The sequence below is a fragment of the Amycolatopsis acidicola genome (genome assembly GCF_007713735.2).
Taxonomy (GTDB): Bacteria; Actinomycetota; Actinomycetes; order Mycobacteriales; family Pseudonocardiaceae; genus Amycolatopsis_E; species Amycolatopsis_E acidicola.
In genome coordinates, this window is record NZ_VMNW02000056.1 from 37,517 (window position 1) to 56,342 (window position 18,826).

General features: G+C 65.7%; 19 protein-coding genes. 9 read left to right on the forward strand and 10 right to left on the reverse strand.

Annotated elements, in window-relative coordinates; translation table 11 throughout:
• The first annotated feature begins 10 nt into the window (after positions 1–10).
• The 4 genes from FPZ12_RS45770 to FPZ12_RS29630 all read left to right on the forward strand — a co-directional run bounded on the left by FPZ12_RS45770 (position 11) and on the right by FPZ12_RS29630 (position 2,298).
• Entirely contained in the window at positions 11–511 is a 501-nt protein-coding gene (locus FPZ12_RS45770) for a hypothetical protein (RefSeq protein WP_166462950.1), read from the forward strand.
• Complete coding sequence (locus tag FPZ12_RS29620) at positions 511–1,452, forward strand: glycoside hydrolase domain-containing protein (protein ID WP_166462951.1); 942 nt, start codon at positions 511–513, stop codon at positions 1,450–1,452. Before FPZ12_RS45770 ends, FPZ12_RS29620 begins: the two co-directional genes overlap by 1 nt.
• Before the next feature lie 271 nt (positions 1,453–1,723).
• Positions 1,724–1,975: a toxin HicA gene (locus FPZ12_RS29625; RefSeq protein ID WP_144748791.1), complete on the forward strand. Its 252-nt coding sequence runs from the start codon at positions 1,724–1,726 to the stop codon at positions 1,973–1,975.
• A complete protein-coding gene (locus FPZ12_RS29630; RefSeq protein ID WP_144748789.1) occupies positions 1,972–2,298 on the forward strand; it encodes a type II toxin-antitoxin system HicB family antitoxin in 327 nt (108 codons plus the stop codon). The genes FPZ12_RS29625 and FPZ12_RS29630 overlap by 4 nt, the downstream gene beginning before the upstream one ends.
• 78 nt (positions 2,299–2,376) lie before the next feature.
• Here FPZ12_RS29630 and FPZ12_RS29635 read toward each other — a convergent pair whose 3' ends face one another.
• On the reverse strand, positions 2,377–3,876 hold the full coding sequence (locus tag FPZ12_RS29635; RefSeq protein ID WP_144748787.1) for a recombinase family protein: 1,500 nt from the start codon (positions 3,874–3,876) through the stop codon (positions 2,377–2,379).
• Between the two features lie 62 nt (positions 3,877–3,938).
• Here FPZ12_RS29635 and FPZ12_RS29640 point away from each other — a divergent pair, with 62 nt between their 5' ends.
• From FPZ12_RS29640 to FPZ12_RS29650, 3 genes are all read left to right on the forward strand, one after another.
• Entirely contained in the window at positions 3,939–4,187 is a 249-nt protein-coding gene (locus FPZ12_RS29640) for a hypothetical protein (RefSeq protein WP_208026063.1), read from the forward strand.
• A 57-nt stretch (positions 4,188–4,244) separates the two neighbouring features.
• Positions 4,245–5,588 (forward strand): ABC1 kinase family protein, encoded by a 1,344-nt coding sequence (locus tag FPZ12_RS29645; protein WP_144748785.1) that lies wholly within the window; start codon positions 4,245–4,247, stop codon positions 5,586–5,588.
• A 129-nt stretch (positions 5,589–5,717) separates the two neighbouring features.
• The gene (locus tag FPZ12_RS29650) at positions 5,718–6,668 is read left to right on the forward strand and encodes a hypothetical protein (protein ID WP_208026064.1); all 951 of its coding nucleotides are present in this window, start codon (positions 5,718–5,720) and stop codon (positions 6,666–6,668) included.
• Between the two features lie 183 nt (positions 6,669–6,851).
• On the opposite strand, the gene FPZ12_RS29660 is transcribed toward FPZ12_RS29650, so the two are convergent.
• The 5 genes from FPZ12_RS29660 to FPZ12_RS29680 form a co-directional block, all read right to left on the reverse strand.
• Complete coding sequence (locus tag FPZ12_RS29660) at positions 6,852–7,700, reverse strand: class I SAM-dependent methyltransferase (RefSeq protein ID WP_243770093.1); 849 nt, start codon at positions 7,698–7,700, stop codon at positions 6,852–6,854.
• Between the two features lie 131 nt (positions 7,701–7,831).
• Positions 7,832–8,074, reverse strand: coding sequence for a hypothetical protein (locus FPZ12_RS29665; RefSeq protein ID WP_144748781.1), 243 nt, complete (start codon positions 8,072–8,074; stop codon positions 7,832–7,834).
• On the reverse strand, positions 8,071–8,475 hold the full coding sequence (locus tag FPZ12_RS29670; protein ID WP_144748779.1) for a WhiB family transcriptional regulator: 405 nt from the start codon (positions 8,473–8,475) through the stop codon (positions 8,071–8,073). Before FPZ12_RS29670 ends, FPZ12_RS29665 begins: the two co-directional genes overlap by 4 nt.
• 121 nt (positions 8,476–8,596) lie before the next feature.
• Positions 8,597–8,860, reverse strand: a complete 264-nt coding sequence (locus FPZ12_RS29675; RefSeq protein ID WP_144748777.1) for a hypothetical protein — start codon at positions 8,858–8,860, stop codon at positions 8,597–8,599.
• Between the two features lie 209 nt (positions 8,861–9,069).
• Positions 9,070–11,145, reverse strand: coding sequence for an ATP-dependent DNA helicase UvrD2 (locus FPZ12_RS29680; protein WP_144748774.1), 2,076 nt, complete (start codon positions 11,143–11,145; stop codon positions 9,070–9,072).
• A 65-nt stretch (positions 11,146–11,210) separates the two neighbouring features.
• On the opposite strand from FPZ12_RS29680, the gene FPZ12_RS29685 reads away from it, so the two are divergent.
• Positions 11,211–11,939, forward strand: coding sequence for a DUF4191 domain-containing protein (locus FPZ12_RS29685; RefSeq protein ID WP_144748773.1), 729 nt, complete (start codon positions 11,211–11,213; stop codon positions 11,937–11,939).
• Positions 11,940–12,275: 336 nt separating this feature from the next.
• Here FPZ12_RS29685 and FPZ12_RS29690 read toward each other — a convergent pair whose 3' ends face one another.
• A complete protein-coding gene (locus FPZ12_RS29690; RefSeq protein ID WP_144748772.1) occupies positions 12,276–12,584 on the reverse strand; it encodes a hypothetical protein in 309 nt (102 codons plus the stop codon).
• Positions 12,585–12,995: 411 nt separating this feature from the next.
• On the reverse strand, positions 12,996–13,481 hold the full coding sequence (locus FPZ12_RS29695) for an RDD family protein (RefSeq protein WP_144748770.1): 486 nt from the start codon (positions 13,479–13,481) through the stop codon (positions 12,996–12,998).
• A gap of 172 nt (positions 13,482–13,653) precedes the next feature.
• Here FPZ12_RS29695 and glnA point away from each other — a divergent pair, with 172 nt between their 5' ends.
• Entirely contained in the window at positions 13,654–15,078 is a 1,425-nt protein-coding gene (gene glnA / locus FPZ12_RS29700) for a type I glutamate--ammonia ligase (RefSeq protein ID WP_144748768.1), read from the forward strand.
• Positions 15,079–15,259: 181 nt separating this feature from the next.
• On the opposite strand, the gene FPZ12_RS29705 is transcribed toward glnA, so the two are convergent.
• Together FPZ12_RS29705 and FPZ12_RS29710 are read right to left on the reverse strand one after the other, a co-directional pair.
• Complete coding sequence (locus FPZ12_RS29705; protein WP_208026065.1) at positions 15,260–15,694, reverse strand: acyl-CoA thioesterase; 435 nt, start codon at positions 15,692–15,694, stop codon at positions 15,260–15,262.
• A gap of 45 nt (positions 15,695–15,739) precedes the next feature.
• Positions 15,740–18,730, reverse strand: coding sequence for a bifunctional [glutamine synthetase] adenylyltransferase/[glutamine synthetase]-adenylyl-L-tyrosine phosphorylase (locus FPZ12_RS29710; protein ID WP_144748767.1), 2,991 nt, complete (start codon positions 18,728–18,730; stop codon positions 15,740–15,742).
• Positions 18,731–18,826: the final 96 nt, after the last annotated feature.

Here is an 18,826-nt window from a genome sequence, read left to right on the forward strand (position 1 = left end):
TCTCATCGCGATGGTTGTCACGAACATGCTGATCACATTCGGCGCGTTTCAGTCGACCAGGAATCAAAACGGCGAGCAGGCTGTCCAACTCCAGCAGCTCAGCGACCAGGCGAGCGCGTGCGTCCAGTCCGGCAACACCTCCAGCTACGAATGCCAGCAAGCGAAAGCCAAGGCGTCGGACGCGAAAGATACGGTATCGCCGGCGACGACAGTAGTGACAGTCCCCGGCGGTTCAACGACCGTGATTTCCCAAGTACCGGCGGCCACCGTGACAGAGACGGTGCCGCTACCACTTCCGGTGACGTCTGTTCTTGAGGTAGCCGGGCCGGTATCCAGCGCCAGCCCTTCAACGGTAACCGATTCGAAGACCGTAACGCAGACCGAAACGGCTGCCCCGTCAACGGAGACAGTCACGGTCACGCAGCAGCCATCGACCGAAACCCAGACTTCGACAAGCACGGAAACGAGCACCGTGACTTGTACACAAAGCATCCTTGGAGGTGCCTGCTAGTGGACAAGTGGGCCGACTATTCGGCCGGAAAACTTACCGGGACCGCATTGAGAGCCGCCGGGTTCACGGGAGTCGTCCGGTACATTGACGATCCGGAGAACTGGCGGACCAAGCACACCAACAACGCTGAGTACGCTTCGCTTGTTGGTGCTGGGCTTGCGGTGGTTCTTGTGATGGAGGTTGGAACCAGCGATGCGGACGGCGGCTACAATCAGGGGGTTGCGTACGCGAAGCGTGCTTTGTCTGGCGCGAACGCCCTAGGTTATAGCGGCCCGATCTTCTTCGCTAACGACCGAACTACCGTAAACGTGTCGCTGTGGCGATCCTATTTGGACGGCGCGGCTTCGGTGCTTGGTATCGGGCGCGTCGGCGCTTACGGATTCAAGGACGCCGTGAATGCCGCGATCGGACATGCGTCGTATTTCTGGCAGGCAGGCCGCCAAGCTGATGTTCAGTCTCACGTCCACCTTTATCAGTGGAACAACGGCAACACCAGCGTCAGCGGAATTACCTGCGACATCAACTACCTCTACAAGGCGATCAGTCCAGTTGTGGCTGTGGCGTCGCCTTCCACCGCTCGCACAACTCGAGAGGAACTTCAAATGCTGCTGCCTCCTGGCGAGGACATGCACATGCCGATCCCAGCGTCGGGGCTGCCTCCTTACTTCTACATCGCTTGCGCATATGGCGACACTGTGGACGTGCATCAGATTGACTACGTCGGCGAGACCAAACAGGATGGTTCGTCTGACTTCAAGCCCGGGGGTTTCAACGACGGCTCCCTTGATGCCGCCGGGTTCCACGGCAAGAACGGCAAAACCTGGACATTCAACTCAGACAAGCCCGGCGGGCGTTACGCAACCAAGATCCCGGACGGCACGATCTACGTATCGCTGAGATACTCGACGAAGAGCAACTCAGCCGTTGCGTGGGTGGGTTGACATGAACATCGCCCCCGTTCGCAAGCTCCTCGGCAGTGCCCTAGGTGGTGCAACCGGTGTTGGGGTCACGGCGATCTTGGAAGGGTTTGGTGTGCACCTGGACGGGACGCTCGCTTCAGCGATCGCTCTTATCCTCGCCGCCGTCGGCACTTACGTTGCCCCACGCAACGAATTGTCCGCCCCGGGCCTGGCTCCGGACGAAGACGAGTAGTTGCCTCTCGCTCACTCCGCCTCACTGGCTCAGTGGTGTCAATAGTGGTACCATGAGGTAGTGGCGAACGTGAAGAGGGCTTTGGAGGGGATGCGGGACTCTCCGCAGAACGTCCGATACGCGGACCTACGCAAGGTATGCGTCCACTTCTTCGGCGAGCCGCGCCAGGAGGGCACCTCCCACGCCGTGTTCCGCATGCCGTGGCAGGGCGACCCTCGGGTGAACATCCAAGAAGGCAAGAACGGTAAGGCCAAGGAGTACCAGGTGCGCCAGGTACTGCGGGCCGTCGACAAGCTGGAGGTGGAGAAGTGAACGTAGAGCACTACACCTACCGAGTCACGTGGTCTGCAGACGACGGAGAATTTGTCGCTACGTGTGCGGAGTTCCCGTCGCTGTCGTGGCTGGCTGACACCCAAATACAGGCTCTCGAAGGTCTTGACGCCCTTGTTGCTGATGTGATTGAGGACCTGCGGGCCAACGGTGAGCCAATCCCCGAGCCCATCGCCGAGCGGCACTACTCAGGACGGTTCAACGTACGGGTACCTGAGTCGCTGCACCGAGAGCTCGCATTGGCTGCCGCAGAGCAGGGTGTGAGCCTGAACCGCTTGGTCAGTGACAAGCTCGCGCGCGTCTGACGCTTGAAGATCAAAGCCCCTCCCTCGGCTGAGTGCCTGGGGAGGGGCTTTTTGCGTCGGGCGGCAGTAGTACGCACCCTATGACTCTATGTAATCGTCAAAGGTCTCCTGCTCAGGTGGCCCCCACACGGGGGTGAACCGTTCCTCGATTCGCGCGTACCGGCCGCGGCCTCGCGCAGGGCCCACTTCGACCCGGAAACCGGCACGCAGCATCAGGTCTCGCCGATCTGCCGTGCTGCCTACGGCCCACAACTCAGCAAAGGTTCGCCCCGTCTCTCGCACCTCGGTGGTAGGTGGACGCGCAGGCTCAGCCTCCAACCGGTCTATACGGCTTCGGATACCACGTCGCAGTGTCGTGAACGTGTCCACGTCGCCCTCGTACGCCCCCGCGGTGAACGCCTCGTCAAGACGTTCTAGCGACGACCGGGCTTCGCGAATCTCGGCCGAGTAGTCGACACCGGGAGTCAGGATGACCTCGACAACCGGCTGTGACCCCATGACGGCGAGAAACTCGCGTCTCGCGTAGTCCTCGAGTGGGCCAGCGTTCACGGTCTGCACAATCCGACAGCGATCCGGCTTCACCGCGCGAGACTCGATACAGGCGTATCGCCGACCACCGTGTCCTGTAACTCCCGCCACCAGCCGACCTCCGCACTCACAGAACGCGACGTTTAGTAGCAGGCTGGCTCTAGGCGATCGCGTCGCCCGACGTTCGGGAAGCTCAGCTTTTCGTCTGTCCAACTCCTCCTGCAACGCCTGGAACGTGGCGGCGTCTAGCAGTTCTGGCCCCCGTTTGACGGGTGCACCGTCCGGACCTAACACGGGATTGCCACGGTATGTCGACCAACCTCGCAGCGATTGGGCCCGGAGCAGGTCCCGTAGCCCGTTCACGGTCCACTCCTTCCGCCCTCGCTTGAGCGCCTCTCCCGAGCGAGGTGAAGGGACGCCATAGCCGTTGAGGCTTGACACGATGCTTCCCAGGCTGTTCCCGTCCAGCACATCCTCGACAATGCCCCGCAGAATCAACGATTGCTCCTCGTCGATCTCAAGCACACGGTTCCCAGTACCGTCCGCCACTGAGCGGTAGCCATACGGCGGACGACCGCCGGCATGTTTTCCGGTCAGACGAAGGTGAGCCCGCGCCGCAAGAACGCGCTCCTTAGTGTTCGTCCGTTCGACCTCCGCAAAGATCGCAGCAAGCTGGATCCAGACACGTCCCATCTGACTCTGAGAATCGAGCGAATCCGCAACGGCAACTATCCGCTTGCCATGCTCCTCCGCCCACTGCAGGAGCATCAGCGTATCCAGCGCAGAACGCGAGATTCGGTCCAGCTTCCACGCAACGAGGACGTCCCACCGCGCCATCTTCGCTGGGTCGTTCAACCACGGGCCCAAGCCCTCACGTTCGAACGGCGACACCGCGCCCGACACATCCAAGTCTTCAGCTACGTGAACAAGTTCACCTTGCTGAAATCTCGACCACTGCTCCACCACCTCACGCTGACGAGCCGGCGAGGTAGTCGAATCGGACACACGAGACAGGCGTACAGCGCCAAGTACACGGGGAATTTCTGCCACACGTTGACAATAGCATCTCTAACTGTCCTATACTGCGATGCAACGACCTGCACCGCAAATCGATGGACTCGCGGTGGCCGACGGTGGCGGGCCAGCTCGCCGGCCGCAGCCAGCAGGCCGATTTGTGCAGTGTGCAGGCCACGGCGGCGATGGCCGTGGGGCAGATCCTGCGCGCGCTGAGCCCGGGCGAGAAGCCGCCGCCCGCCTGGAACACGACGATCGAGATCGACACCTTCGAAGGGACGGTCGAGCACCGCCCGTGGCCGCCGAATCCGGCCTGTGGCTGCGGGGCGCAACCGCGCAGATCGTAGGGATCTACGTCGCCCGGTGGCTGCGCGGAGGATCATCAGCAGGGCACAATCCATGGGGTGACAGACTTTCGCGACCGCGACGACGAGGACAGCCAGGGCATTCCCCGCCGCACAGCCGCGCGGACGGCCAAGTTGGCGAGCCTGCCACTGGGGATCGCCGGCCGGGCCGTCGGCGGCTGGGGCCGGAAACTGACCGGGCAAAGCGCGAAGGAGGTCAACGCGGCGCTCTCGGCGAAGGCGGCCGAACAGCTTTTCGAGGTGCTGGGCACGCTCAAGGGTGGCGCGATGAAGTTCGGCCAGACCTTGAGCGTGTTCGAAGCAGCCGTCCCCGACGAGATGGCCGCGCCCTACCGCGACGCACTGACGAGGCTGCAAGCCGCGGCGCCGCCGATGTCCGTCCGCCAGACGCATCGGGTGCTCGCCGAGCAGTTCGGCCGCTCGTGGCGGGAAAGGTTCCGCGAGTTCGACGACGAGCCGACCGCTGCCGCCAGCATCGGGCAGGTGCACCGCGCGGTGTGGCACGACGGCCGCGAGGTCGCGGTCAAGGTGCAGTACCCGGGCGCGGACGAGGCGTTGCGCAGCGACCTTCGGCAGCTGCAGCGGTTCAGCCGGCTCTTCCAGGCCCTTATCCCGGGCACGGAGGTGAAACCGCTGCTCGCCGAGCTGGCGGCGCGGATGGACGAGGAGCTCGACTACCGCGGCGAGGCCGACAGCCAGCGTGCCTTCGCCAAGGCCTTCGCGAACGACCCGAGAGTAAAGATCCCCCGAGTCGTCGCCAGCGCGCCCAAGGCACTCGTGACGGAGTGGATGACGGGGACACCGCTCGCCAAGATCATCTCCGGCGGGGACGCGGCCACCCGCAACGACGCCGGCGCCCGGCTCGCCGAGTTCCACTACTCCTCGCCGGCCAGGGTGGGTTTGCTCCATTCCGACCCGCACCCCGGCAACTTCCTGCTGCTCGACGACGGCAGGTTCGGCGTGATCGACTTCGGCGCGGTCGCCCAGCTGCCCGACGGGATCCCGCGGAATCTCGGGCAGATGACGCGGCTGGCGCTGGACGGGCGTTCCGCGGAACTGATGGACCTACTGCGGGAATCGGGATTCGTCCGTCCGGACAGTGACCTTCGGGCGGAAGACGTATTGGCCTATCTCGCGCCGTTCACCGAACCATTGGCGAGCGAGCGTTTCCATTTCACGAGAAGGTGGATGCAACGGCAAGCGATGCGCGTCGGCGATTCCCGCGGCCAGGACTTTCGGGTGGGCCGGTCGCTCAATCTGCCGCCGGAATACCTGATGATTCACCGGGTCACGGCGGGTACGACCGGCATTCTGTGCCAGCTCGACGCGGAGATACCAGTACGGGAGATTGTGGCGCGCTGGCAACCCGGATTCGACGATTGAGCCATTCGAGTTAAGAAGTTATCCACAGAAACAAGTTTTCGCACCTGAAACCGCCAGTCGCGTCCGGGAGTTATCCACAATTTCCGGGATCGGGTTCCCTGATCTCGTTCTCGGCGGCACGCTGGAGGCATGCCCCGACCGACTTCCGTCGAGTTCACCGCGCTCAGCCCGGCCGCCCCGGACGGCGTCACCACGACCACCCGGCTGCGCCGGAGCGGGATGAGCCCACGCGCCGTCGCCGCCAGGTGCCGTCCGGGTGGGCCGTGGCGGCGGTTGCTGCCGGGCGTGCTCCTGCTCGGTGACGGCGAGCCGAACCGGCGTCAAATGCTGCGCGCGGCCGCGCTCTACGCCGGCGCGGGAGCTGTGGTGAGCGGGCTGGACGCCCTGCGAGCACACAACATCCGAGTCGTGCCGTCGCGGCAGGTCCAGGTGCTGGTGCCGGTGCAGCGGCGGGTCCCGTCGCTGGATTTCGTCAACCTGGAGCGCACTTCCCGCATCCCGGAGCCGATGGTCGATGAGGGGCTCGCGTTCGCGCCACCGGCCAGGGCGACGATCGACCTGGCCCGCAGGGAAATGGATCCCGACCGGCTGCGCCGGCTGCTGTCGTTACCGGTCTACTACGGCCTTTGCACATCCGACGACCTGCGTGAGGAACTCGACGCGGGCAATCAGCGGGGCACCGCCGCGGTTCGCGAGATGCTGCGGAACCTCGGCTCGATGGGCGACACGTACCTGCAGGGCCTGGCGCGCGAGCTGCTGGACTTCGCGCCGTTGCCGCCGCCGGTGTGGAACGTGACGGTGTGCGACAGCATGGGCCGTCCCATCGGCACTGTCGACGCTTGGTGGGATGAAGTGGCGCTGGGCTGGCAGTTCGGCGCTGGCGGTGCGTCGAGCCGGGTGCCGAAGATGAACCACCTGGCGTTGTCGGCTGCCGGTGTCGTACTGGTCCAGACCCCGCCGGATCAGTTGCGCGACAACGCCAAGGCGACTGTCCGGGAGTTGACGAGCGCGTTCGCCAATGCGGCCAGGCGTCGCCGTCCGCGCGTCCGAGCGCTCGGGATGGTGCCGGCGACGGTCTGATCGCCTACCAAAACTCGGCGGGCAGTTTTCCTTCGATGTCACGGACGTGCCCGCGTGCACACGATGGACAGAGCCAGCGCACGACTCCATCCTCCTTTTCGGACACCCACGCCAACGCCACCGCAGGGTCGCCCTCGGCAGCCCTGGGCGCGCCGCACCGGGAACACGCAACGGTTTTTTCGGTCACGACTTCCGTCCGAAATGGACCGTCTTGGTCCCCAGCACGTACAGGTCGTCGCGATCCCCCAAATACTCCCCCGCCCCCGGTTGGAGCAAACGTTCAACGGTCCCGCGGTCCTCTTCGGTGAGCCGCTCCCGCGCATCTTCGGCGAGGTGCGCGATCCGTTGGAGCACGAACTCACGAACGATGTCCGTCGTCGGCGCGGGATGGTCCAGCAGGTGACTGAACGACCCGACGTCCGTCAGCCCGGCACGCCGCAGCGCCGTCGTCCAGCCGTAGGGCATAGCAATCGTTCCTTCAATGCCCGCCCGCATTTCGCCGAACCACTCGTCACGGGCGGCCAGCAGCCGATGCTCCAAACCGGGCCTGCCGACTCCCAGGTCCCACGGCAACGTCTGCGTCTCCAGCCCACCCTCCGCGACCGCGAGCACACCCCCACCACTCAACGCCCCCGCGACGCTAGCAATGCCACCTTGCTGGTCCGGAAGATGATGCATCACCGATGCGGCCCAGATCAGCTGGGCAGGTGGCACGAGTTCGCTCAGGTTGCCCGCGGCGAGGTTCGCCTCGACGGTTTCGATCTTGACCCCATCAGCGCCGACCGCTGTTGCCGTCCGGGCGGCTTCCGCCAACAACTCCGGCACCGCGTCGACCAGTAGCAAACATCCCCCGCCTCGACGCCCGAGAGTCGCAGCGAGGGCAGCACTCATCCCGCCGGTTCCCGCACCCACATCGACGACGGTCGCGCCGCCGGGCAGGCCCGCGGTCAACCGGGTCGCGATGTCCGCGAACACATTCGCGGCCAACTCGTCCGCCCTGCGCAGATCGGGAATCCGCGCCGCCCAGTCCACGTGATCATGCGTATGCCCAGCCACACCCCCATGGAACACGCCCACGCAACACCCGAAACATCAGCAAGGGATGTTTGCTACGACGTGGCCGTAGCAAACATCCCTTGCACCCCAGATATCTCCCCCGCAGGTCAGCCGCGGTGGCGACGTGCCCGTTGTGCGGCCCACCGGGACATCCGGTCCCAGCGGCGGGCCGCGCGAGCGTGACTCCGGGTCTGCTGCGCGTGCACATCCTCGCGCAGCTCCTGTATTCGGGCTCTGGCCAGTTCTTCGTACATCAACATTTCGGTGATCTCCTTGGTCGTCACGGGCACGACGCTCGGTCGGGCGTGCACCGCGGCATGCTTTTCGTGGGTGAGAGTCGTGGCGCTCATGCGGCAGCGCTCCGCTGCTCGTCCGAGGTCCGGCTCTCGAGAGGCTGTTCCACAACGGGTCGCTGAACGACTGGGTGCTTACGCGGGCGTCCCCTGGGCCGCTTCCGGGCGACCACGACACCGCGCTCGAAGATCTCGCCACCCCAGACACCCCAGGGCTCACGCCGGGCGAGCGCACCGGCGAGGCAGGCCTCCCGGATCGGGCAGTCGGCGCAGAAGCGCTTGGCCCGCTCCAGATCCGCGGGAGCTTCCGCGAACCAGAGGTCGGCGTCCCCGGACCGGCAGGGCAGGTCCAGGTCAGGCGAGGTCATGGCGTCGAGCAGATCTCCGACCCCTGCGTTCGGGCCGGCGAACTCGTCGGGTAACGCCCCCTCTGACGCGAAGGCGATTGCCGATGACATTCCCGTTCTCCTTTGTGTAGTAAAGGTTCTTTCCTGTTTTGCGGGGTACTGCACAAACACGAAGGCCGCGGATCCGATGTACGGTTCCGCGGCCTTCGTGAGCCTTTTCCCTGCTTGGGTGTCAGGGGCTTCGCTCTGTCGGAGGGTGCGGAACGTACGACTTCGGCTGGTTGGCCGTCGGAACATCAGCGATCACCGGGGCGGCGTCGTCACCGAGCACGCTGGTCCACCCGACGGTGCGGTGAAGGCGGATGAAGCGCGCAGCGGACAGCTCTCGGGATTCGACAACGCGGCGCATACCGGTGCCCTGGTGCGCGGCAATGCCCGCCGGGGCGGCGCAGGACAGCGTGGTGCCAGGGTTGCCGATCATGTTCAAAATCCTCATTGTCCCGGGCACCTCCTCTCTGTCCGACGCTCTTCGCCTCTCGGCGACGGGCGGTAGCTTTCCGGGTGGTCCTCACCCAGCCCCTGCAGGCTATTGTGCGCGCCCGGACGAGGGCAACTCATTTTCCGCAAGACTCTTCGAATCGACGAAGATCTCCGCTGAGCAGCGGTTCCGCCGCACGAATCGCCTCCGCGACGCGGTCAACCGTGTCAGGTGTTGATCACCGCGAGTACCTCGTCACCGAAGCGCTCGACCTTGCTCGGTCCGATTCCCGAAATCGCCACGAGCGCACCCCGGTCGGCAGGCTGCTGCTCGGCGATCGCCAGCAAGGTCGCGTCGGTGAAGACCACGAAAGCCGGCACCTTCAGTTCCCTGGCACGGTTCGTGCGCCAGTCCTTCAGCCTGGCGAACAACTGCTCGTCCAAATTAGACGGACACCGCCCGCACCGCCCGAGTTTGATCTCCATCGTCTCGAGCAAAGGTCCCTCGCACACCCGGCAGCGCGGTTTGGGGCCGCCTTTGGCCGCCTGTGCGCGTGTGGGGCGGGCTGCCGGGTGGTGCTCCGGCAACAGTCCGTAGAGGAAACGGCTCCGCCTGCGGTTGCGACGGCCGCCGGGGTGCCGTGACAGCGACCACGACAACCACAGGTGTTCGCGGGCGCGGGTGACACCGACGTAGAACAGCCTGCGTTCTTCCTCGATCGCATTGTCGTCGCCATCGGCGTGCAGGATCGGCATAGTGCCTTCGGCCAGGCCGACGAGGAACACCGCGTCCCACTCCAAGCCCTTCGCCGCGTGCAGCGAAGCCAACGTCACCCCCTCCACCGTCGGCGGATGCTGAGCCGCCGCCCGCTGCTCCAACTCGGCGACGTAGCGAGGAAGGTTTGCTCCATCGAGGGAAGCCGCCAATTCTTCCGCGACCTCGACCAGTGACAGCAGAGCATCCCAGCGTTCTTTGGCGGCACCGCCACCAGGCGGGGGCTGGTCCGTCAGGCCGACACGGGCCAAGACGGATCGGACCGCGGTCACGAGTTCGGTCGGCGGTGGATCAGCCGCAGCCGTACGCAGGGCGACCATCGCCTGCCGCACCTCACGACGATCGAAGAACCGTTCGCCACCGCGGACCAGATATGGGACGCCGACCTCCGCGAGCGCCTGCTCGTAAGCCTCGGACTGGGCGTTGACCCGGTACAGGATCGCGATCTCGCTCGCCGATACACCGGCGTCGAGGAGGTAGCGGACTCGCGCCGCGACAGCCGCGGCCTCGCTCTGCTCGTCATCGAACTCCCCGAACCGGGGTTCCGGTCCCGCCGGTCGCTGGCCGATCAGCTGCAACCTGGAGCCGGCCGGACGGTTGCGCGCGGCCCCGATAACCCGATTCGCCAGGTCCACGACCTGGGGCGTCGAACGATAGTCCCGTTCGAGCCGGACCACCGTCGCCTCCGGGTACCTGCGCGTGAACTCCAGCAGCGGCCGAGGCGACGCTCCGCCGAACGAGTAAATGGTCTGATTCGCGTCACCCACGACAGTCAGGTCGTCCCGCCCACCGAGCCAGGCATCAAGGAGCCTTTGCTGCAGCGGCGTGACGTCCTGGTACTCGTCGACGACGAAGCATCGATACCGTTCACGGAACTCACGCGCCACCTCACCGTGTTCTTCCAGGATGGCCGTGGTCTGCAGCAGGAGGTCGTCGAAGTCGAGCACCTGCGCCGAGTTCTTGGCCGTTTCATAGGCCTGGTAGACCTCGGCCATCTGCTTCAGCGACGTCGGCGTGTCGCGCTGGGCACGGACCGCGGCAGCCGGATAGTCGTCCGGGCTGATCAGCGACGCCTTCGCCCATTCGATCTCACTCGCGAGGTCCCGGAGGAATTCCCCCTCGGTGCCGAGGCCGACCCGGTGCGCGGCCTGCCCGACCAGCCGGAGCTTGCCCTCGACCAAGTCCCACATCCGGTCACCGATCACACGCGGCCAGAAGTACCGCAGCTGGCGGCGGGCCGCGGCGTGGAAGGTCAACGCCTGCGCCCCCTCGACGCCGAGCGCACGCAACCGCGTACGAAGCTCACCCGCCGCGCGCGCCGTGAAGGTCACCGCAAGAATCTGACCAGAGGAAACATGCCCTGACCGAACGAGGTGGGCGATGCGATGCGTGATGGTTCTGGTCTTGCCCGTGCCCGCGCCCGCCAGCACGCACACCGGTCCACGCGGGGCGGCAGCGGCGGCGCGCTGTTCCGGGTCGAGCCCGTCCAACAGTCCAGGCCGGTTCGTCGTCGGAGGTGCGTCAACCACCGTCGCATCCTCGCAGAGGGGGCCGACAGATTCGACGAAGGCCACTCGGCCGTATCCTGGGTGATATGGCGGGAAAGCAGGACAAAGAAGCTGCCAAGCAGGCGAAGAAGGAGAAGCGCGCGGCGAGCAAGGCTCGGCGCGGGCAGATCTTCGAAGCGTTCAAGGTGCAGCGCCGCGAGGACAAGGCGCTCATTCCGTGGATGCTCGGATCGGTCATCGTCGTCGCGGGCGTGGTGTTCGGTGTCGGGTTCTTCTTCAACGCGCAGTGGATCCTGCTGCCGCTCGGGATCGTCCTGGGGATCCTGGCCGCCGTGATCATCTTCGGCCGCCGGGTGCAGAAGACGGTGTATTCGAAAGCGGACGGCCAGCCGGGCGCCGCGGGCTGGGCGCTGGACAACATGCGTGGCAACTGGCGGGTGACCCAGACGGTGGCCGCGACGACTCAGCTCGACGCGGTGCATCGCGTGCTCGGCGGGCCAGGGGTGATCCTGGTCGGCGAGGGTGCGCCGCACCGGGTGAAGAACCTGGTCTCGCAGGAGAAGAAGCGGGTCGCGCGCCTGGTCGGCGATACGCCGATCTACGAGGTCATTGTCGGCAATGACGAGGACCAGGTCTCGTTGCGCCGACTGCAGCCATACCTGATGAAGCTGCCGCGCAACCTGAAGGCGCCGCAGGTCGACGCGCTCGAAGCGAAGCTCGCCGCGCTCGGCAACCGGGGCGCCGCAATGCCGAAGGGCCCAATCCCGCAGGGCGCCAAGATGCGGAACGTTCAGCGAACCATCCGCCGCCGCTGACCCTCCCGATCCTCACAACAAGGGATGTTTGCTACCCACCAGGCCGCAGCAAACATCCCTTGCTCCTTCTTCGGGGTCGGCGCTCGAGGGACAACGACCAAAACTGTCGGTGGGTAGTTGCATGATGACCGTGTGCCACCCACGTGCGCGCCGGACGACACGGCGCTGATCGACAAATTCCCAGGCGGCGTCGCCCCCAGGGCGACGCTCGTCGCGCGCGGAATGTCGCATTCGACCATCTCGGCGCGCTGCCGCCCAGGACAGCCGTGGCAGCGCCCCATCCCCGGCGTCATCGTGCTGAACAACGGTCCGCTCACCCGACACCAGCTGGCTCGCTCAGCACTGGTTCACGCCGGACGTGGCGCAATGCTGACGGGCATTACGGCCGCAAGGCTGCACGGCGTCGAAGCACTGCCAGAAGACAGGCAGGTGCACGTGCTGATCCCGCACCGCAGGGGCGTCGGTTCCTGGGGATTCGCGGTCGTCGAACGAACCATTCACGCGCCCGAACCGACCGAGATCGATGGCCTGCCCGTAGTGCCGCTGAGCAGGGCATTGTTCGACGCCGCGCGCCGGATGGATCAACTGGCCGAAGTGCGCGCGATGATCGTGGACGCCGTCAGCCGCGGCTTGTGCACCACGCAAGAGATACGACGGGAGGTCAAGCGAGGCAGCACCATCGGCTCAGCTTTGGTCCGTCGTGTTCTGCGCGAACTCAGGCAGAGCCTGATCGGCACGATGGCCAAGTGGGCGAAGCAAGCCCTGCGGCTGGGCAAGATCCCGGAGCCGGAGTGGCGACACCACGTCAGGGACGCACGCGGGATAACGCTCCAGGCCTATTGGACCGCGCACCGCGTCGCGTGGCATATCGATACCTGCGAGCTCGGCCCCGCTCAGCCTGTTCCGGAGCCACGGACCGGAACTGATGAGCTGATCGTGCGAACGCGGCTATCCGACCTCCGCGCCAACCCCAGGAAGCGCTCAAGGCGCTTCAATACGCGTTCGGGCGCGTCAGAACTCGGCCGCCACCAGCCGCCACGCCTGTTGGGGCCGGCGTCAACGCATCCGCACGACCACAGTGCCGGTCAGCCGGTCGAGCCAGCTACGGCCGTCGAGATTGCGGACAGCTGCGGGAATGATCAAGAACGTCAAAGCTCCGCGAACGATCGCCCGCCACAACCCAGGCGTCGAAGCGCCGTCGAGTCTGCCGACCCGTATCCCGGTCGCCGCCATCCCGGGAGTGAACCCGAAGAGCGCCACCGGGATGACGGTCAGTACGGCCCACACCACGATGGACCACAGGTTGAACGTTTGCATGACGGCCGGATCCTGGAAATTCGGCCGGAAGAACAAGGAGGTGATCAGCGAGGCGAGGACGAGGTCTGCCACCAAAGCGAGCAGACGAGAACCGCCCCGGGCTACCGAACCCACCCCGCTCTCGGGCAGGCCGAGCCGTTCGCCACGCCACCGCGGGGGCTCTTCGCTACCGGTGTTCAGGCCGGTAGTGGAGCCTGACAGCCACTCGCCAGTCCATCTCGCCACCCCTCCAGGGTATGCCGTGGTGAAAACATACCCTGGCCTGGTCGTCCGGCGCAGATCACAGAACCCGTTAACATCCGTGAAACATACGGGTGACGGTCGGGCAACACCACGCTCTTAGCGTTAGCCGAAGAGAGTACTGCCCCCGGCAACAGCGGCGAAGGAGTTACAGAGGGTGTCCACTACTCCAGACGATATCCAACGTCTCATCACGGATGAGAACGTGCAGTTTGTCGATGTCAGGTTCTGCGACCTGCCGGGCGTCATGCAGCACTTCACCGTCCCCGCCAAGGCGTTCGACAACGACGCCTTCGAGGAAGGCCTCGCCTTCGACGGGTCCTCGGTCCGTGGTTTCCAGTCCATCCACGAGTCGGACATGCTCCTGCTGCCCGACGCGGAGACCGCGCGGATCGACCCGTTCCGCAAGGAGAAGACGCTTTCGCTGAACTTCTTCGTGCACGATCCGTTCACCCGCGAGGCTTACAGCCGCGACCCGCGCAACATCGCGCGCAAGGCGGAGCAGTACATCGCCGAGTCCGGTGTCGCCGACACGGTGTTCTTCGGCCCCGAGGCCGAGTTCTACGTGTTCGACTCGGTCCGCTTCGACTCCTCCGAGAACGGCTCCTTCCACGAGATCGACTCGGTCGAGGGCTGGTGGAACACGGGCCGCGACGAAGAGGGCGGCAACCGCGGCTACAAGACCAAGTACAAGGGTGGCTACTTCCCCGTTCCGCCGGTCGACCACTTCGCCGACCTGCGTGACGAAATCAGCCAGAAGCTGATCAACTCCGGCTTCACGCTGGAGCGGGCGCACCACGAGGTGGGCACCGCAGGCCAGGCCGAGATCAACTACAAGTTCAACACGCTGCTGCACGCTGCGGACGACCTGCAGCTGTTCAAGTACATCGTGAAGAACACCGCATGGAACGCTGGCAAGACCGCGACCTTCATGCCGAAGCCGCTCTTCGGTGACAACGGTTCCGGGATGCACTGCCACCAGTCGCTGTGGAAGGACGGCCAGCCGCTGTTCTACGACGAGTCCGGTTACGCCGGCCTGTCGGACATGGCGCGTCACTACATCGGCGGCATCCTGGCCCACGCGCCGAGCTTGCTGGCCTTCACCAACCCGACGGTGAACTCTTACCACCGTCTGGTGCCGGGCTACGAAGCGCCGGTCAGCCTGGTGTACTCGCAGCGCAACCGCTCGGCTTGCGTGCGTATCCCGATCACGGGCACCAACGCGAAGGCGAAGCGCATCGAGTTCCGCTGCCCCGACTCGTCCGGTAACCCGTACCTGGCGTTCGCGGCCATGATGATGGCGGGCCTGGACGGCATCAAGAACAAGATCGAGCCGGCCGACCCGATCGACAAGGACCTCTACGAGCTTCCGCCGGAGGAGGCCAAGGACGTCAAGCAGGTTCCGGCCGACCTCGGCTCCGTGCTCGACAACCTGGAGTCCGACCACGACTTCCTCACCGAGGGAGGCGTCTTTACTCCCGACCTGATCGAGACCTGGATCTCGCTGAAGCGGGAGACGGAGATCGACCCGCTGCGGCTGCGTCCGCACCCGTACGAGTTCGCGCTGTACTACGACGTGTAAGTCGGCACCCTCAGCGCAGGGCGCTGACCGGCGGAAAACGCTGGTCAGCGCCCTGTTCCAGTTTTACCGCCCGTCGGGAGCCTTATACGCCGTCCCGGGGGGTGTCCACCATTGAACGTTTGCTCCGATGGAGCGCGGGCCTGGGGCTGGTCGGCTCCCGCGTCAGCCTGTGAACCTCTCGCTATTCGGCGGTAGAGAGCATGGCGAGGTCGTAACCGGCCTGCTCCAGCCGCCCTCGGGGGTTCTCGACGAGCTTGCGGCGCTCAAGGTCCATGATGCCGAGGGTGCAGGTGATTTCGGCCGACAGCGTCCCGTCGGTTTTCACGATGGTCTGCGCGGCCTCGAAGGTCTTGCCCGTACCGAACTTGAAGTCGCAGGTCACGTTCACGACGTCACCCTGTCGCAGTTCGCGCCGGTAGCTGATCTGCGACGCGAGCAGCACAGGCGCGACGTTCTCGTCACGAAGGCGGTTTTGCTCCCCCGCAGCCGCCTCCATCAGCTCGATTCGCGCGACCTCCCCGTAGGAGTGGTACACGGCGTGGTTGAGGTGGCCAAGAGGGTCCAGCTCGTACAGCCGCACCTTGATCTCGACGCTGTAGGGTTCGCGCGCAGTCACCCAACCACTGTAAAACGCGTTCTGCAGGCTGATCTGTGAGACTCGTCAGTCCTCGAAGAACACCCGCTCGACCACTGTGTGCGCACGACGAGTGACTTTGCGGTAGAAGTCGAGGAACTCGCCCGGATCGTCGTCTTCGGCTTGGCCGAGGACTCTCGCCACCGCGGCCAGGTCACGCCCGCTGCCTGGCACCTGGTCGACCGCCTTGCCGCGCACCAGCATCACCGCGTTCCGCACCCGGGTCGCGAGTAACCATGCCTCGCTCAGCGAGTCGGCGTCGGCGGCGTCCATCAAGCCGGCCTCAGTCAGTGCCGACAAGGCGTCGGGAGTCGAGGTGGTCCGCAGCGCGGGCAGTTCACGAGCATGGCGTAATTGCTCCAACTGCACGGTCCATTCGACGTCGGCGAGGCCGCCGCGGCCGAGCTTCGTGTTCAGGGTGTGGTCAGTGCCCCTGGGGATGCGCTCCGCCTGTACCCGGGCTTTCATCCGCCGCACCTCGCGCACCTGCGCGGCGTCCAGACCGCCATCGGGGTAACGGATTTCGTCGATCATCGCAATGAATCGTGCGCCTAGCTCATCGTCACCGGCGATGAAGCGTGCGCGGAGCAGCGCCTGAGCTTCCCAGAGTTCGCTCCACCGTGCGTAGTAGGCCCGATACGACTCGAGGGTCCGCACCAAAGGTCCCCCGCGCCCTTCAGGTCGGAGGTCGGAGTCGACGTGCAGGGGCGGATCGGCGCTGGGCTGCCCGAGCGCCTGGCTGACCGTCTCTGCCACCGAGGATGCGAACCGGATGCCGTCACTGTCCGGCACACCTTCGTTCGCCTCACAGACGAACAGGACGTCCGCATCGGACCCGTACCCGAGTTCGGCTCCCCCGAGTCGCCCCATCCCGATAACCGCGATCTTCGCCAGCGGCGAGTCGCCCGTCTCGGCGTTCTTTTTCCGGAGTGCCGCAGCAAGTGCTCCTTGCAGCACCGCGACCCAGATGCTCGACAGGGCCTCGCACACGCGGCGAACATCCATGAGTCCGAGTAGGTCGGCCGAGGCAACACGAAGGAGTTCGTGGCGACGCAGTGATCGGGCGGCGGCCACTGCAGCGTTGAGCCCCGGCTGGCGTCGGACGGTGGCGCGCAGCGATTTCGCGACCTCTGCCGGGTCACGCCCTGCAAGCCGTGTCGGATCGCCCAGGAGTTGCAGCACTTCGGGCGCCCGGACAAGCAGGTCCGGTACGAGCTTCGACGTGCCGAGCATGAACGCCAGCCGTTCGACCACCGCACCCTCATCCCGGAGGACGCGGAGGTACCAAGGTGTCTCTGCTAGCGCTTCGGAGACTTTGCGGTATGCGAGGAGGCCGCCGTCCGGGTCCGGGGTGTCGGCGAGCAGATCCAGGATCACCGGCAGCAGCGCATGCTGGATCGACGCGCGCCGCGAGACACCGGACGTGAGTGCTCGGATGTGCTGCAGCGCGCCGTCCGGCGCCGCGTAACCGAGTGCGGCGAGTCGGCGCGCGGCCTGCTTTGTCGTGAGCCGCAGGGCTTCCATGGGGACACTCGCGACGGATTGCAGCAGCGGCCGGTAGAAAAGCTTCTCGTGCAGGCGTCGGATGCGTTGGCCGTGCCGTCGGAACTCGGCCAGCAGGACATCGCCCGCGCTCCGGCCGCGTTCCGGCTTGATGCCGATCGCCCTCGCCAGCACGCGAAGTTCGGCGGTTTCCGATGCGTCCGGGAAGAGGTGCGTGCGCCGTAGCCGCCTGAGCTGCAGACGATGCTCCACAGTGCGCAGGAATTCGTAGGAAACCTCGAGTTCCGCGGCATCCGCGCGACCGACGTAACCACCGGCGCCGAGCGCATCGAGGGCATCCATAGTGGACGGTGACCGAAGTTCGGGGTCAGCCCTGCCGTGGACGAGTTGCAGCAACTGCACGGCGAACTCGACGTCGCGCAAGCCGCCGCGACCGAGTTTCAACTCGCGCTCCGCGAGCTCCGACGGGACGTGTTTTTCCACGCGCCGCCGCATTTGTTGCACGTCGGCGACGAAATTCTCGCGTTCCGCGGCGGCCCACACCATCGAGTCGACCATCTCGACGTACTGCCGTCCGAGCTCCTTGTCCCCCGCGACCGGACGAGCTTTCAACAACGCCTGGTATTCCCACGTGCGTGCCCACTTCTTGTAGTAGGCGGTATGCCCGTCCAGAGTGCGGACAAGTGCGCCGGCCTTGCCCTCCGGCCGCAGTGCCGCGTCAACCTCGAAGCACGAATTGCCGACGACTCGCATCATCGCGCTCGCCAGCCGCGTCACGAGCTGCAGATCGCCCTCACCCACGAAGATCACGTCGACGTCGCTGACGTAGTTCAGTTCCCGCCCACCACATTTGCCCATCGCGATGACGGCCAGGCGGGCGTCCTCGGCTTCGTGCGCCTTGTGCTCTGTGCGCGCGACGGCGAGGCCCGCGATCAGCGCGGCTTCCGCGAGGGCCGTGAGCTGTCCAGTCACCTCGGTGTAGGGCGGTCGATCGAGTCGCTGCTCTACGGTGTGGCCGAGGTCAGCCGCTGCGATCTCGAGGAGGAGACCTCGGTAACCGGCCCGTAGAGCCTGCTCGGCGGGCGTGCCGGTCAGCGTGGCCTCGGAACCTGGCTCGGTCCGGACAGCAGTCAGTAGTTCGTCGGCGTAGCAATCGGTGTCCGTGCACTTGTCGTGGGCGAGTCTTTTCCACTCTCCCGGGGAACCGACGAGGAAGTCCGCGAGCGCGCTGGACGTGCCGAGGACGCTGATCAGGCGTCCTCTCAGGTTGGGATCGTCGCGCAGGGCAGCTGCCAGACTCGTCCAGCCTTCGGGGTCCGATTCGCGGATTCGTTCGAGCTCGCGAAGCGCCAGGTCAGGGTCGGCCGAGCGGGACAGCGCTGACAACACGTCGAGGCACTCCGGGGCTGGGCCCGTGTCGGTCCACCAACCCGCGGCACGTAATTGTGCTTCGGCCCGGTCATCGGTGAAGCCGTACCGTGCTGGGGACGCGGCCCCTCGTGCTTGCTCAGCCATCAATGTCCACCGTAATCCCTCACCGTGCCGCCACGAGACAGCAAGGGATGTTTGCTACGGCGGGCCGGTAGCAAACATCCCTTGCTTGTGGGGTGG

Bases quoted from the DNA above. Each gene is read 5' to 3' on its own strand.
- FPZ12_RS45770 (WP_166462950.1), top strand. From the start codon at position 11: ATGGTTGTCACGAACATGCTGATCACATTCGGCGCGTTTCAGTCGACC.
- FPZ12_RS29640 (WP_208026063.1), top strand. From the start codon at position 3,939: ATGGACTCGCGGTGGCCGACGGTGGCGGGCCAGCTCGCCGGCCGCAGC.
- FPZ12_RS29650 (WP_208026064.1), top strand. From the start codon at position 5,718: ATGCCCCGACCGACTTCCGTCGAGTTCACCGCGCTCAGCCCGGCCGCC.
- FPZ12_RS29665 (WP_144748781.1), bottom strand. From the start codon at position 8,074: ATGAGCGCCACGACTCTCACCCACGAAAAGCATGCCGCGGTGCACGCC.
- FPZ12_RS29670 (WP_144748779.1), bottom strand. From the start codon at position 8,475: ATGTCATCGGCAATCGCCTTCGCGTCAGAGGGGGCGTTACCCGACGAG.
- FPZ12_RS29675 (WP_144748777.1), bottom strand. From the start codon at position 8,860: ATGAGGATTTTGAACATGATCGGCAACCCTGGCACCACGCTGTCCTGC.
- FPZ12_RS29685 (WP_144748773.1), top strand. From the start codon at position 11,211: ATGGCGGGAAAGCAGGACAAAGAAGCTGCCAAGCAGGCGAAGAAGGAG.
- FPZ12_RS29710 (WP_144748767.1), bottom strand. From the start codon at position 18,730: ATGGCTGAGCAAGCACGAGGGGCCGCGTCCCCAGCACGGTACGGCTTC.